The organism is Paraglaciecola sp. 25GB23A, from assembly GCF_040012495.1.
Lineage (GTDB): Bacteria > Pseudomonadota > Gammaproteobacteria > Enterobacterales > Alteromonadaceae > Paraglaciecola.
In genome coordinates this window covers 79297-94250 of the sequence record NZ_JBDYKM010000008.1, presented here as the reverse complement: position 1 = coordinate 94250, position 14954 = coordinate 79297, and the positions used below count along the sequence as shown (strand labels likewise).

At 43.8% G+C, this 14954-nt stretch carries 10 protein-coding genes; 5 read left to right on the top strand and 5 right to left on the bottom strand.

Features of this window, described 5'->3' with window-relative positions:
* Window positions 1-7 precede the first annotated feature (7 nt).
* The 5 genes from ABKW31_RS13200 to ilvN all read left to right on the top strand — a co-directional run bounded on the left by ABKW31_RS13200 (window position 8) and on the right by ilvN (window position 7515).
* Window positions 8-3187: a multidrug efflux RND transporter permease subunit gene (locus tag ABKW31_RS13200; RefSeq protein WP_348616981.1), complete on the top strand. Its 3180-nt coding sequence runs from the start codon at window positions 8-10 to the stop codon at window positions 3185-3187.
* Complete coding sequence (locus ABKW31_RS13195) at window positions 3180-4568, top strand: TolC family protein (RefSeq protein WP_348616980.1); 1389 nt, start codon at window positions 3180-3182, stop codon at window positions 4566-4568. Before ABKW31_RS13200 ends, ABKW31_RS13195 begins: the two co-directional genes overlap by 8 nt.
* 155 nt (window positions 4569-4723) lie before the next feature.
* Complete coding sequence (locus ABKW31_RS13190; protein WP_348616978.1) at window positions 4724-5095, top strand: DUF413 domain-containing protein; 372 nt, start codon at window positions 4724-4726, stop codon at window positions 5093-5095.
* 204 nt (window positions 5096-5299) lie between these two features.
* Window positions 5300-7018, top strand: coding sequence for an acetolactate synthase 3 large subunit (locus ABKW31_RS13185; protein ID WP_348616977.1), 1719 nt, complete (start codon window positions 5300-5302; stop codon window positions 7016-7018).
* A complete protein-coding gene (gene ilvN / locus ABKW31_RS13180) occupies window positions 7018-7515 on the top strand; it encodes an acetolactate synthase small subunit (RefSeq protein ID WP_348616975.1) in 498 nt (165 codons plus the stop codon). Before ABKW31_RS13185 ends, ilvN begins: the two co-directional genes overlap by 1 nt.
* A gap of 65 nt (window positions 7516-7580) precedes the next feature.
* Here the strand turns inward: ilvN and ABKW31_RS13175 are convergent, their stop codons facing one another.
* The 5 genes from ABKW31_RS13175 to ABKW31_RS13155 all read right to left on the bottom strand — a co-directional run bounded on the left by ABKW31_RS13175 (window position 7581) and on the right by ABKW31_RS13155 (window position 14879).
* Window positions 7581-8156 (bottom strand): thymidine kinase, encoded by a 576-nt coding sequence (locus tag ABKW31_RS13175; RefSeq protein WP_348616974.1) that lies wholly within the window; start codon window positions 8154-8156, stop codon window positions 7581-7583.
* A 95-nt stretch (window positions 8157-8251) separates the two neighbouring features.
* Window positions 8252-10105 carry an EAL domain-containing protein gene (locus ABKW31_RS13170; RefSeq protein WP_348616972.1) on the bottom strand — a complete coding sequence of 618 codons (1854 nt, stop codon included), beginning with the start codon at window positions 10103-10105 and terminating at the stop codon, window positions 8252-8254.
* Window positions 10106-10504: 399 nt separating this feature from the next.
* Window positions 10505-11797, bottom strand: coding sequence for a DASH family cryptochrome (locus ABKW31_RS13165; RefSeq protein ID WP_348617033.1), 1293 nt, complete (start codon window positions 11795-11797; stop codon window positions 10505-10507).
* A gap of 5 nt (window positions 11798-11802) precedes the next feature.
* A complete protein-coding gene (locus ABKW31_RS13160; protein WP_348616970.1) occupies window positions 11803-13350 on the bottom strand; it encodes a deoxyribodipyrimidine photo-lyase in 1548 nt (515 codons plus the stop codon).
* On the bottom strand, window positions 13347-14879 hold the full coding sequence (locus ABKW31_RS13155; protein ID WP_348616969.1) for a cryptochrome/photolyase family protein: 1533 nt from the start codon (window positions 14877-14879) through the stop codon (window positions 13347-13349). Before ABKW31_RS13155 ends, ABKW31_RS13160 begins: the two co-directional genes overlap by 4 nt.
* Between the last annotated feature and the right edge of the window lie 75 nt (window positions 14880-14954).

The following is a 14954-nucleotide window of genomic DNA, read 5'->3' as shown; positions in this document are numbered from 1 at the left end:
AAACATCATGTTATCTCAATTTTTTATTAGGCGGCCTATTTTTGCAGCTGTCCTTTCACTGTTGTTTTTTATTGCCGGGGCACTTGCGGTTTGGCAATTGCCAATTACTGAATATCCAGAAGTCGTGCCACCGACTGTGGTAGTAACTGCCAACTATCCTGGCGCCAATCCTAAGGTCATAGCTGAAACAGTTGCATCGCCATTAGAGCAAGAAATCAATGGGGTTGAAGATATGCTGTATATGTCTTCACAAGCAACCTCTGACGGTCGAATGACCTTAACTGTTACCTTTGCCATAGGCACTGATGTCGATCGCGCACAGTCACAGGTACAAAGCCGAGTTGATCGTGCCAAGCCACGCTTACCCCAAGAAGTTCAACGTTTAGGCATAGTCACCGCAAAGTCATCGCCAGATTTAACTATGGTGGTGCATTTGACCTCGCCCGATGAGCGTTACGACCGATTATATTTGTCAAATTATGCCGCCTTGAATGTAAAAGACGAGCTGGCTCGAATCGAAGGTGTTGGCGCGGTCAGACTGTTTGGCGCCGGCGAATACAGTATGCGTGTTTGGCTTGACCCAAATAAAGTTGCGGCCTTGGGGTTATCTCCTAGCCAAATCACCGCGGCCATTCGTGAGCAAAATCAGCAAGCCGCCGCTGGTAGTCTAGGCGCCCAGCCAAGTGGTGAGTCCGATTTTCAATTACTCATCAATGTGAAAGGTCGCCTTAATAGCGTCGAAGAATTTGAAAATATCATTATAAAAGTCGGCGAGCGCGGAGAAATTACCCGCTTAAAAGAGGTTTCGCGAGTTGAGTTAGGGGCGTCTACTTACGCTTTACGTTCAATGTTAGATAATCAATATGCGGTAGCTTTACCGGTTTTTCAGGCTTCTGGGTCGAATGCGATTCAAATATCCGACGATGTAAGAGTTAAAATGGCTGAACTGGCGAGGTCCTTTCCCGATGGTTTAAGTTACGACATTGTTTACGATCCAACCGTATTTGTGCGCGGTTCAATTGATGCGGTTATTAAAACCTTGTTTGAAGCTATTTTGCTGGTGGTCTTGGTTGTGGTGTTGTTTTTACAAACATGGCGCGCGTCTATTATTCCTTTGGTGGCCGTTCCGGTCTCGTTGGTCGGTACCTTTGCTTTTATGCACTTGCTTGGCTTTTCGCTTAATGCCCTATCGTTATTTGGTTTAGTCCTCGCCATTGGTATCGTAGTGGACGATGCCATTGTGGTGGTAGAAAACGTAGAGCGTAATATTGCTGATGGCCTATCACCTGTTGCCGCCACGCAAAAAGCCATGAAAGAAGTCACAGGGCCTATTGTAGCGACTACCTTAGTTCTGGCTGCAGTATTTATCCCAACGGCCTTTATGTCGGGTTTGACTGGCCAATTTTACAAGCAGTTTGCCTTAACCATCACCATCTCTACTTTTATATCGGCCTTAAATTCCTTGACCCTAAGCCCAGCCTTATCAGCTTTATTGCTCAAAGGCCCAAATGAGAAAAAAGACCGACTAACGCGTATTATGGATAACATATTGGGTCGGTGGGTCTTTGCCCCCTTTAATCGCTTTTTCAGTCGTCTGTCAGATGGATACGGTTGGCTGGTACGTAAAGTCATCCGTTTTGGCGCTATTGTTGCTGTGGTATACGTCGCTTTATTAGCCTTAACGGGTTTGCAATTTGCCAATACACCAACGGGTTATGTGCCGGGTCAAGACAAACAATATCTGGTGGCTTTTGCTCAACTACCTGATGCTTCTTCATTAGAGCGCACTGAAGCGGTGGTTAAACAGATGTCAGATATTGCCCTAGCCCAGCCGGGCGTAGCTCATTCAGTAGCTTTTCCAGGCTTAAGTATCAACGGTTTTACTAATAGTCCCAATAGCGGAATTGTATTTACCCCATTAGATGATTTTAGTCTCAGACAAGACCCTTCATTATCAGCGACTGCGATTGCAGCCGAGTTAAATCAAAAATTTGCCGCTATTGAAGGTGCGTTTATTGCCATCTTCCCACCACCACCGGTGCAAGGATTGGGAACCATCGGTGGTTTCAGATTACAAATTCAAGACCGTGCAAATTATGGTTATGAAGAGTTGTATAAGGTCACGATGCAAGTTATGCAAAAAGCTTGGGCGACGCCCGAACTGAGCGGTGTTTTTTCCAGTTACCAAGTCAATGTACCGCAATTGGACTTAGACATCGACCGAACCAAAGCCAAGCAACAATCGGTTTCACTTGATGAAGTATTTCAAACTCTGCAGGCCTACATGGGCTCGGTCTATGTGAATGACTTTAATCAATTCGGTCGCACCTATCAGGTCAATATGCAGGCTGATGAACAGTTCCGCCAAACAGCTGAGCAGATTAGTCAGCTAAAGGTGCGCAGTGAGCAAGGCCAAATGATACCGCTAGGTTCATTTATTAAAGTGACCGATAGCGCCGGCCCCGATCGCGTTATGCACTATAACGGTTTTACTACTGCTGAACTCAACGGCGGGGCTGCTGTGGGTTTTAGTAGTGGCGAGGCCCAGGCGGCTATTGAGAAAATTTTGGCCGAGACATTACCTAATGGCATGACGTATGAGTGGACTGAACTTACTTATCAGCAAATTCTAGCAGGCAATGCGGGCATGTTTATTTTTCCCTTGATTATCTTACTGGTATTTATGGTGTTAGCAGCGCAGTACGAGAGTTTAACCTTACCATTGGCCATCATTTTGATTATTCCGATGACCTTACTATCTGCACTAAGTGGCGTACTTATAACCGGAGGCGATAATAACATCTTTACCCAAATAGGGCTGATTGTGCTGGTGGGGCTAGCGACCAAAAATGCCATATTGATCGTCGAATTTGCTAAGGAACTGCAAGATCAGGGTATGCAGGCCAAACAAGCGATTTTAGAGGCGGGCCGCTTGCGTCTGCGGCCCATACTGATGACCTCAATTGCTTTTATTATGGGGGTGGTGCCTATGGTGTTCTCCAGTGGCGCTGGTGCAGAGATGCGCCATGCGATGGGCGTTGCAGTGTTCTCAGGCATGATTGGCGTAACTTTATTTGGTCTAGTCCTTACTCCTTTATTTTATTATGTGTTGGCCAAGCGTGATGATAATAAGCGGCTACATACGCCGACAACAACTTCAGCAGTGGAGGCTCTACAACGTGATTAAATTCAAGCGTTTGACGACTTTGGCGGCAACATTGAGTTTAGTGGCGGGATGCGTAGTTGGCCCTGACTATGTTGCACCGCAGCAGGTGGGCAGTATTGAAATTGATGCGCCTTATCAACAAGCAATACACGCAAACACGTGGTGGCAGGCATTTGACGATACACAGCTTAATCGCTTAATAACTATTGCGCTGGCGCAAAACCGCAATTTAGTCAAAGCTAAGGCAAATGTACTCAGAGCCGCGGCAATTTTTACCGATGCTTCTAACGATAAATTACCCATAGTCAAAGGAGAGGGCGGTTTTCAAGTCAGTAAAAACAAAAGTGTCTCCAGTATTGACGATAATACCGTAAGTCGAGGATGGACGCTGGGCGGCAATCTATCGTGGGATGCAGATTTATATGGCAAAATTGAGCGAGCTAGCCAAGCTGCTGCAGCAAATGCAGAAGATGCGCACTTATTATGGCATGACGCTCAGGTCGATATTATTAGTCAGGTGGCGTCGTCTTACGGACAATACCGTAGCGCGCAAAAACGCTTAGTTATTGCTGAGCAGAATTTACAAAATTTGCAGCAGACTCGTGACATCGTCAACCTTAGGGTAAAGGCCGGATTAGCGTCTGATTATGAATTAGCTCGTATTGATACTCAATATGATGAAATAAAGGCCTCGTTACCGTTTTTCCAAAGTGTATTAAGCGAAGCTCAGAGCGCCTTATCTGCACTGTTAGCTTATGGTCCTGGCCAACTCAACATAAGCGAGCATGCGGGGCTACCACAGTTAAGCCAACCCGTAGCGATTGACGATAGTAAAAATTACTTGCGCTATCGCGCTGATGTCGCCAGTGCAGAGCGTAATTTAGCAGCAAGTACCGCCAATATTGGTATCGTTACTGCAGATTTGTATCCTAATTTGTCAGTTTCAGGCTTTTTGGGATTTGTATCAGCCCCAGGGTTATCTCTTGTTGGTCATTCACAAGCTTGGTCAGTGGCGCCGCAACTTTCTTGGGTGGGCGTTGATTTGGGCTCGGTTAAAGCACAATTAAAAGCCGCCAATGCTAGTGCACAGATATCACTCGCCCATTTTGAACAACAGGTAATAAAAGCGGTCAACGAAATTCAATCAGCAGTTGATACCTATAATTTGAGCCGAGAACAGCAGTTAATCAAAAACCAACAGTATACTTCAAGCACGCAAGCCATGATCATTTCGCGGGTACGATACGAGGCGGGCAATGGTGAGTTTTATGACTTACTCGATGCTGAGCGAGATTGGCTGCGCAGCCGCGATCAACAAGCCCAAGTGCAACTGCAAAGCTTTGCTCATTTAGTCTCGATTTATCGAGTTTTTGGCGGCGGGCTAGCGATAGAGGGGCTTTAGGTTTGCTCCCTAAAAGACTTATGTCAAAAAACATATTCATTAGCACTAAATAAACTGAATTAAACGTTGACAGAATCTCGTTTTAAATTATAAAGCAAACCAAAGATCAATGATCTTTAACTTCGTTATTTTAACTTTATTTTGTGGGTGTTGTGATGACAAAACTTACTAGAGAATCTTTGCTTGCTCGTGCCTTCAGTGACACAAAAAATTATCCTTATGGTTTTTCGCGTTCTGGAGATTTTTCAATTAGTGAAAGCAAAGCGTTAAGCCAATATGGCTGTTTAATTGCTGCCTTAGCAGATGCTAAAATTGGTCCTGAAAATGCAGAAGATGAAGGGTATTTAGCTGCCATTCACGGACAAAAAGCGCCTGAGACTGCGGCTGAAAAAGCGTGGGTTAAATATCAGAAGCGAATTAACCGTCCTAAAATGGGCAGTATTTATGGATCGCATCGTACTTCCTTAAGTGATGATGAAGATACCGTAGTCGAAGACAGTGATTTAGAAATCGAAATGGATGATTAATACAGGTTTAGCAAAACTTGATGTTTCATCCTATTAGTTGACTAAATTACCTTCATTTTAGAATATATATCCTAATATATTGCAATATTGGGATATATATCTCGCTTTTCTTGTTTTTACTGTTTTATCTTCCTCTTCGCTCAAGTATAGTTTTCGTTCGTTGAGTTATATTGTTATTAGTTTTGAAATTTGGGAGAGTTTTTGATGGAAATGATGTCAGGCGCCGCCATGGTTGTGCGAACGCTAAAAGATATAGGGGTTAAACATGTTTTCGGTTACCCAGGTGGTGCCGTACTTGATATCTATGATGCATTATATGCACAAACAGATGTCGAACATGTACTCGTCCGTCATGAACAAGCTGCAGCACATATGGCTGATGGTTACGCACGTTCAACCGGTTTAACCGGCACAGTCTTGGTAACCTCAGGCCCAGGCGCAACCAATACCTTGACGGGCATTGCAACTGCTTACATGGATTCCATTCCTATGGTTATCCTATCGGGGCAAGTACCATCAATGCATATTGGTGAAGATGCGTTTCAAGAAACCGATATGGTGGGGTGTTCTCGCCCTATCGTTAAGCACAGTTTTTTAGTTAAACGTGCGGTTGATATTCCTGAAGCGATTGCCAAAGCCTATTATATTGCCAGTACGGGTCGTCCAGGTCCCGTGGTGGTTGACCTACCCAAAGACATCGTTAACGTACAAGATGAACATCCTTATGTGTTCCCGACAGATGTCACCATGCGCTCGTATAATCCGACGCTAAAAGGTCACAATAAACAAATTAAGAAAGCCGTTGCCACCTTACTTGAAGCAAAACGTCCGGTAATTTATGTTGGCGGCGGAACAATCATTGCGGAAGCTTGTGAACTCGTTACTCAGATAGCTGAAAAATTACAAGCACCTGTGACCTCGACCTTGATGGGCTTAGGTGCGTTTTCAAGTGTGCACGAGCAGTTTGTGGGCATGTTAGGTATGCACGGCCGTTTGGAAGCAAATAAAGCGATGCATAACGCCGATTGTATTTTGGCCTTGGGCGCTCGTTTTGATGATCGTGTAACCAATAATGTGGCAAAATTTTGTCCTCATGCCACGATCATCCATGTAGATATTGATCCCGCTTCAATTTCTAAAACTGTTGCAGTGCATGTTCCTGTCGTTGGTAGCATTGATAAAGTCGCTGAACAGTTACTCGACACTATGGGCAAAGTTGACAGCAAAGCGCAAAAAGCAAAGTTAGCCGACTGGTGGCAACAAATTGATCAATGGCGTGCTCGAGATTGTTTGGCCTATCAAAAAGACAGTAAACTAATCAAACCACAAGAAGTCATTGAGTCGGTATATAAACATACCAAAGGCGATGCCTATGTTAGCTCCGACGTAGGCCAGCATCAAATGTTTGCAGCTTTATATTATCCCTTTGCCAAACCTCGTCGTTGGATTAACTCTGGCGGCCTAGGCACTATGGGCTTTGGTCTACCTGCCGCCATGGGCGTACAGATGGCGCATCCTGATGCAACTTCTCTTGTCATTACCGGCGATGGTAGTATTCAAATGAATATTCAAGAATTGGCTACTTGTATGCAATACAATTTGCCTATCAAAATTATTTCATTGAATAACCGCGCTTTGGGCATGGTTAGGCAGTGGCAAGACATGAATTATAAAGGTCGCCATTCTCATTCATACATGGATTCAATGCCTGACTTTGTTAAGTTGGCAGAAGCCTATGGTCATGTGGGTATTCGTGTAACCGACCCAGCTGACTTAGACGAAGCAATGGCGCGTTGTTTTGCGATGAAAGATAGATTGGTGTTTATGGACATTGAAATCGATCAAAATGAACATGTTTACCCCATGCAAATTAAGTTCGGTGCTATGGATGATATGAGATTAAGCAAAACGGAGCGCACCTAATGAAACGTATTTTATCAGTTTTAATGGAAAACGCTCCTGGAGCTTTGTCACGTATAGTGGGCGTGTTTTCCCAGCGCGGCTACAACGTTGATTCTTTATGTGTAGCACCAACTGATGACAAGAGCTTGTCACGTTTAACCATAACCACCCAAGCCGATGACAAAGTCATTGAGCAAATCACTAAACAGGTGAATAAGCTTATCGACGTGCTCAAAGTGGTTGAGTTAACTGATGGTAGTCATGTTGAACGCGAATTAATGCTAATTAAAGTGGCAACACGCAGTGAAGTAGTGCGCTCTGAAATTCACCGTAACGTGGATATCTATCGTGCCCAAATTGTCGATGTAGATAGTAACAACTACACCATTCAAGTGACGGGTACCAGCGACAAGCTAGACGCATTTTCTCATACGATGAGTCAAAGCACTGAGATTATTGAAGCTTCACGCACAGGTATTTGTGGTTTAGCTCGAGGTGAAAAGGCCTTACGTCCATAATTCACCGAGATACAAAATACAAAAAGGCGCCGAATTACGGCGCCTTTTTTGATGCTGAATTTACTTTACCAAACTAGCTCTCTAAAGTGTTTGCGGCACATAGACTCATAACGATCATTACCACCCACTTCTACTTGTTCACCTTCTTTTGCCGCTTGGCCATTTTGGTCAATACGCACCACAAAATTGGCTTTGCGGCCACAGTGACAAACGGTTTTTAGCTCAATCAGTTTGTCTGCCCAAGCCAGTAAATACCGACTGCCTTCAAAGGTTTCACCCAAAAAGTCAGTGCGCAGGCCATAAGCTAAAACAGGCACATCTAATTCATCCACCACCGCGATTAACTGCTGCACTTGCTGTTTGTTTAGAAATTGCGCTTCATCAATAAATAGACAATGAATGGGTTTTTTAGCGTGTAGTTGACTTATTTCATTCCAAAGTTGCGACTGGGAGTTAAATAAATGCGCTGTTGCTTTTAAACCAATGCGTGACGCCACTTGGCCCTCTCCAAAACGGTTATCTAAGGCAGCGGTATAAATCTCGGCATTCATGCCTCGTTCTGCGTAGTTGTAAGCAGATTGCAGCAGTGATGTGGATTTACCTGCATTCATTGCTGAATAATAAAAGTACAGTTGGGCCATAGGATATCCAAAATACAAAAATGTTAGTTTGCCAATCTTGCAGGCAAATTAAAATGTGAAAGCGGGGTTGTTTACTTAATCAAAACTCAGCTTACTTAGTCAGAAAAGCTAGAGATAGGATTTTGCCATACGATTAAATCTTCGTTTTTCATGGGTTTGGCAAAATAATAACCTTGCAAAAAATCTACGCCCATAGCAGACAGTGCCATAGCTTGTTCTTTGGTCTCAACGCCTTCAGCCACTGTTTTACAGTGTAGCTCGCGGGCAATAAACAGGGTTGCACGAATAATAGCCTCACCCTTACCTTCAATATTATCCACAAAGGCTTTATCAATTTTCACGTAATTAACTGGCAAGGTCTGTAGTTGTGATAGTGAAGAATAGCCGGTGCCAAAGTCATCAATAGAAACATGAATATTACGGTTCTGAATTTGTTCTAATTGTGCGCGAATTTTCTTTTCGTTATCAACAAAGGTTGATTCCGTGATTTCTAAATGCAAACGCTCAGGAGGCAGGCCACTACTGCGCAGAATATTGTCGAGTGTGCGAATAAAACCATCATCCATTAATTGGATGACTGATACGTTCACCGACACCGCTGCGGTTTGATTGAATTGCCAATGTTTGGCATCCATACAGGCGCGATTAAGCACCCATGTGCCTATTTCCTTGATTAAACCTGATTTTTCAGCCAGAGGAATAAACACATCTGGTCCGATAAATTTACCATTAAAATTCCAGCGTAACAGAGCTTCAAAGGCCCAAGATGTATTCTCTTTGGCACATTGAATGGGTTGATAACATAAATACAATTCTTTTCTTTCTAAGGCGTGTTGTAGGCCTTCAAGGATCATTTGTGACGCTTCAATCTTACTTTTTAACTCGGTTGAAAATATCCGCGGTTTACGCTGGGCGGACTGCTTTTGTTCACACATGGTCAAATCAGCCAATTGAATCAAATCTTCAGCATTTAAACTATGCACTGGAGCCAAGGCTATGCCGATTGAGGCGGTTAGATAAAGTTCATTGCCGCTAACATGGATAGGTTGCGCTACACTGGTCATCATCGCACTGGCGATAGACATGGCCGTAGTTTGATCGCTATAAGGCAGGGCAACTAAAAACTCATCACCTCCCCAGCGTCCGGTTCGTTCGAGATCAGAAAATGCGGCCAAACGATTAGCCACTTCGATTAAAGTGCGGTCACCTATTTGATGGCCCATCGTATCGTTAATTTTCTTAAAACCATCCAAGTCGATAAACAACAAAGCAACGGGTGAGCCGTTAGATACAGCCTTTTCAATTAATACATCTAATTGAGCAGTAAAGGCCTTGCGATTTTTTAGCCCAGTTAAGCTGTCAACATTACTCAGTTGAAATATTTTCTCTGTGCGTTTTTTGACTTCTAATTCTAAATCTTGGTTAATATCGTTGAGTTTAGTGGTGGCATTTTCTAACTCCACATTGACCGTAGAAACTAAATTGCCTTTGTTAGCCACTTCGTTGCGAAGTTGTATGTTTTGATTTTTTACACGCAGGGCTTCGCGGGTAAAACTCGATACTTTTAAGCTCGACGCTACCATAATGGTATAAAACACAAAGCCTAAAAGTCCCAAATAATTTTGATATTGTTCGGTGGCTAGAAGACTAACTGTCGAGAGGGGAATCATCAATAAGGTTGAAAAAATAATAGATAAATTTCGACTGGCAGCTAACACAGTAGGCGAACCACCGGCGATTGAGGAAATAATCATTACAGTGGTCGCATATTCGACCATGATCAGATCTTCAATAAATAAAACACAGAAACTTGCCCAGCCTAGGGCAGTCACAATACTTCCTGCAGAAAATCGTACTATACCGACCTTACCACTGACAAACTGAGATTTACTGCTGCGAAAAGTCCATTCAGCAATATCGATGAGTCGAATAAAGACGATCACCAGCATGCAAATCCACCAGATCGTTTTGCTCTGCGTGATTAGCTCATTTTGAAAACCGAAATTCAGAATGCTAGCAGTTAACAGGGTCGCCAACATGCTGATAAAGCCATTGCTGTAAAGCAACTTAGCTGAATCAAAGTCGAGTAATTGTTTGAGGTTATGCGCGGTTTTGATCTCTCACTACCTTAACTTAACAGAGTTGTAATACTTAATGAGACAAAGGCGGACTGACTAACAGTTCGGATTCGTCTCAAATTGTAACCATATTTATTAATTAAGCTAGCAGTTTTGTTAAGTAATCACCTAGGTCAAACTATCGGCATACTGCTTCTTGCTCTAGATACAATTTTATCTGCATGTCTATAGATGCGATACCACAATTTACGCAGTTTTCAGCCGTTATCGCTATTCCTCCTCGGCTGAATCTGACTTTAACCAATGACGCCGATAAGCACCTTGTCCATCGTATTGCTCGGTTTGCAAGGCAATGTTAAAACGTCGCGCACCATTGGGGGACTTTATTCCCGCAATATATTGCCAATTACCCACGTTGCTGGCTTGGTCAAAATCGATTAATTGTTGTTCAAACCAAGCCGCCCCCCAACGCCAATCTAGATTAAGTTCATTAAGTAAATATGATGCCACATTCTGCCGACCCCGATTACTCATAAAACCGCTGTGGAGTAGTTCGCGCATATTAGCGTCGACAAAATCATTGCCGGTGTTGCCCTGACACCAAGATTCAAAGGCCCTTTGTTGTACCGAACCCAGTTTATTCTTGGGCTGTTCTGTTGCTAAGACTGACTCACTCGCTAAGTCTTTTTGTGCACTAAAAGCAAAATAATCGCGCCACAGTAATTCAAAAATCAACCAGTAGGTGGATTCATTTGCGCCATGTTTGGCTTCGAATAGTTTGACCTGTTGATAAATGTGTTTAGCCGATAAACATCCAGTGGCTAGCCAAGGAGAAAACTTACTTGAATAGTCACTACCAAGCAGCTGATTGCGGGTTTCTTTATAAGTCTGAAGCGCTTTTGTTTGCCAAATGTAGTGGTCAAGTCGACTTAAAGCTGCAGATTCTCCGCCCACAAAATCCAGCGCCCGTCTTGGATCACGTTTGTCCATCTGGCGCGTTGGCGAGCTATCCAGTGAAGGTAGATGTAGTTTGGGTGCAAAAGGCAAGGCTAGGGGACTGGCGAGTGGTGACAACTTAGGCCAACTTTTTTCTACTTTGTTTCTAAAGCGCGTGAAAACACTTGGCAGTGAGTATAAGTCAAAGGGCAACTGGTCTGCATCAAGTAGGGTATTTCCGGGCATGAGATGACATTTAAAGCGCTGTGTAAGCTGACATAACTGCTGATGTTGTTGAAGACTAGCGTGAGCTTGCACATAAATGTTCAACTCGGGTATTTGTTGCTCAATTTGCGCCATGATAGCGTTGAGTGCACCTTTAACAATATACAAGTGTTGTCCGAGTTTATGCAGTTTTTCCCTTAAATCTTGTAAACTCTGCCAAATAAACCCAGCTCGGTGAGGGCCACAATGACTCAGTCCAAACTGAGTGTCGAACTGCCAATCGTCATAACAATATAAACAAATTAAACGCTTATGTTTGGCTGCGGCAACTAAGGCTGGGTTATCGTGCAGTCTTAAGTTGTGTTGAAACAATAGTACAGCAGTAGCATCAGTATTTATCATAGGGTTCAAAACAAGCTCATTTGTTTATGGTTTAAAGTGGTTTTGCGTTTAGCGGGCATGCGTTTTCGAAAGGCTCGACTGGCATGTACTTGAATAACCCGCGCCGTTTCTTCTTTTTCAACATGGTTTTTATAGTATTCAAACAGTGTATTGCGGGCCAAACGTGCGCCCTGCAATGGCTCCATTGCTGGTTTGGGGTAGTGTCCTCGTTGCGCCTCAGATGCTAACCACGGCTGATGAATATAGGCACTACTGATTGTGTCTAACTCAGGCACCCAGCGGCGAATAAACTCGCCTTTGGGGTCAAAGCGTTCACCTTGCTTGACCGGGTTATAAATACGAAAAGGATTAATGCCCGTTGTACCTGATTGCATTTGGATCTGCGGATAGTGAATACCCGGTTCGTAATCGGTAAATTGCTGGGCAAGATGCTGCGCAGGTTGTTGCCATGGTAGCCAAAGTTGATAGCTCGAAAAAGAAATTAACATGGCCCGCATGCGAAAATTAATCCAGCCATAGTGCTGCAACATGCGCATACAGGCATCAACAAAGGGCACGCCGGTTAAACCTTTCTTCCACGCGTCAAATGCATCTTGTTGAAAGCTTTCTGAACGTAAAAGACGCAGACTTTGGTGTAAGGCATGTTTTTCTAATTGCGGTTCGGTTTCCATTTTTTGGATAAAATGGCAATGCCAGTGCAAGCGCGATTTAAAGGCCGTCAATGCCCGTTGCTGATTTGTGTGAGGCAGGGCTGCAATAGTTGTATGCACCACTTCACGCAAGCTAATGTTGCCATAGGCCAGATAACAACTTAATCGACTGCTATTTTGTTGGCCTTTAATTGGACTCGATACCGACATCAGATACGCTTTATGGCGTTTTTCAATAAAACTATTAAGTACCCGCTTAGCGGCTAAACTGCCCGCTCGCTGCGGTTGAGCGCAAGTAAGGGTGTCGTTACCTAGATAAGTGAGTTTATCCAATGGCTCATTCAATGTATTTACTGTATTTGAGGTAGTGGTTAAAGCGGTGTTTTCGCTGCAGCCGAATAAAGGCTCTTGCACCAATGCCTGATGCAGATCAGGTACCGGTAAAGTAGGCTGCGACATAAATTGCTGCCATAACTTGTCCCAACTGTCTCGATTGAGCTTGCCTCTGGTGACAGCAAATTGTGGGTATTGCTGCCAGTTTATATTGTGAGCAATACACCACTGGCCAAGTTGCTTGTCGCGTTGATAAGTCCAATCATTGCCGGTCTCCTCATGGCTGAAAATGTTTTTTATGCTAAAACGTTGGTGCAACTGTTCAAAACACTTAATGGTATTACCTTGTAATAACCACAGATCCCCCCCTAAGCGTTGGGCTTGCTGTTTTAATTCTAGCAGGCTGTCATAAATGAATTGCCATTGGCGGGCACTGGTATCAGGCAACTGCCAATAATCGCTCTCAAACACATAGACAAGGACAAAGGGAATATCTTGCCCAACAGCTTGCCACAGGGGCTTATGGTCTGACAGCCGCAAATCTCGTTTTAACCAGACTAGATTGATCACACTTGATCCAGTTTCTCGATTAAACTTGTTGCCCACTGAACAATGGCTTTTTGGTCGCTAACATCCTTTTTCTGCCACTGTTTGACCATTAATGCCATGCGGGGATTATGCGCAAACTTGCTCTCATGACGTTGAATGAAATCCCAGTAAAGGGCATTAAATGGACAGGCTTTAGCCCCGGTCACTAATTTAGGGTTATAACGACATGAAGCACAGTGATCGCCCATTTTGTTAATGTAGTTGGCACTCGCCGCGTAGGGTTTACTGGCTAATAGACCGTCATCTGCATACAGCGCCATACCTAGGGTATTGGGGAGCTCTACCCATTCAAATGCATCAATGTAAACCGCTAAGTACCAATCACACACTTGCTTAACGTCTAGACCTGCCAATAAAGAGAAATTACCAATAATCATTAGTCGCTGAATATGGTGGGCATAGGCATCATCTAGCGAATGACTGATTGCCTGACTGACACAGCGCATTTGCGTCTTACTGGTCCAAAACCAGCTAGGTAGCGGTGTGGTGGCATTTAAGGCGTTTTTTTCTTTGTAGCTCTCACCTGCATACCAATACAAGCCGCGCACATATTCACGCCAGCCGAGAATTTGTCTTACAAAGCCTTCGACTGCATTCAGGGGAGCCTTTTCATCTTGATAAGCCTCGATCGCGGCTTGGCAAACCTCTTGAGGTAACAACAAACCAATGTTGATATAACTGGCAATTAAGCTATGAAATAGAGTGTTATTTTTATCTGATAAGGCGTCTTGAAACTGGCCAAACTGCGGCAGTTTATGGCTGATGAAATGCGCTAATGCCGCTAAGGCTTGTTGCCTTGTCACAGCAAAATTAAAGCGTTCTAGTTTGCCAGGGAAGTCGCTAAACTCTTGCTCAACAAGATTAAGAACCTCTTGGGTGATCTTATCTTGTTGGTGCTCAAGAGTAGGTGGCAAAGGCGTGTTTGCTTGCCAAGCGTGGCGATTCTCTTTATCAAAATTAAAACGGCCGCCTAATGGTTTGTTATCTTCCATCAACAAACCCGTTTGTTTGCGGGCAAATTGATAAAAATGTTCCATACGTGGCACTTTGCGCTCAGCAAACCAGCTGTGCATCTGCGTAAGACTGAAGAAAAAACGGTTATCGGGCTCGATAAGGATGTCTAAGGCCAAGTCGTGATGCCAAGATTGCATTTCCTTGTTGACGCGATATTCACCCGGCTCGGTGCATATTAACTGCGTGTATGAATGCTGAGTGAGTTGATGCTTGACCGCATCAGTAAAACTTGAGAACTGGTCTTTTGTATTTTCATATGCGTAATATTCAACGTGATAACCGGCTTCACGTAATTGCTGCGCAAAATGGCGCATAGCCGAAAAAATAAGGGCAATTTTTAATTTGTTATGTTTTACATAATGGCTTTCTGTATAGAGTTCGGCCAGCATGATATGATCGCTGTCCTTGTCTAACATCTGCAAGGCAGACAGCGAAAGGCTCAATTGGTCACCCAATATCAGGCAGAGTTTTGGCATAAAGTACGTTCAACTTGGCTTAGCTTAGATACTACTATTCTGTTACTGGGATGAATTAGATCACCAATACCGAAA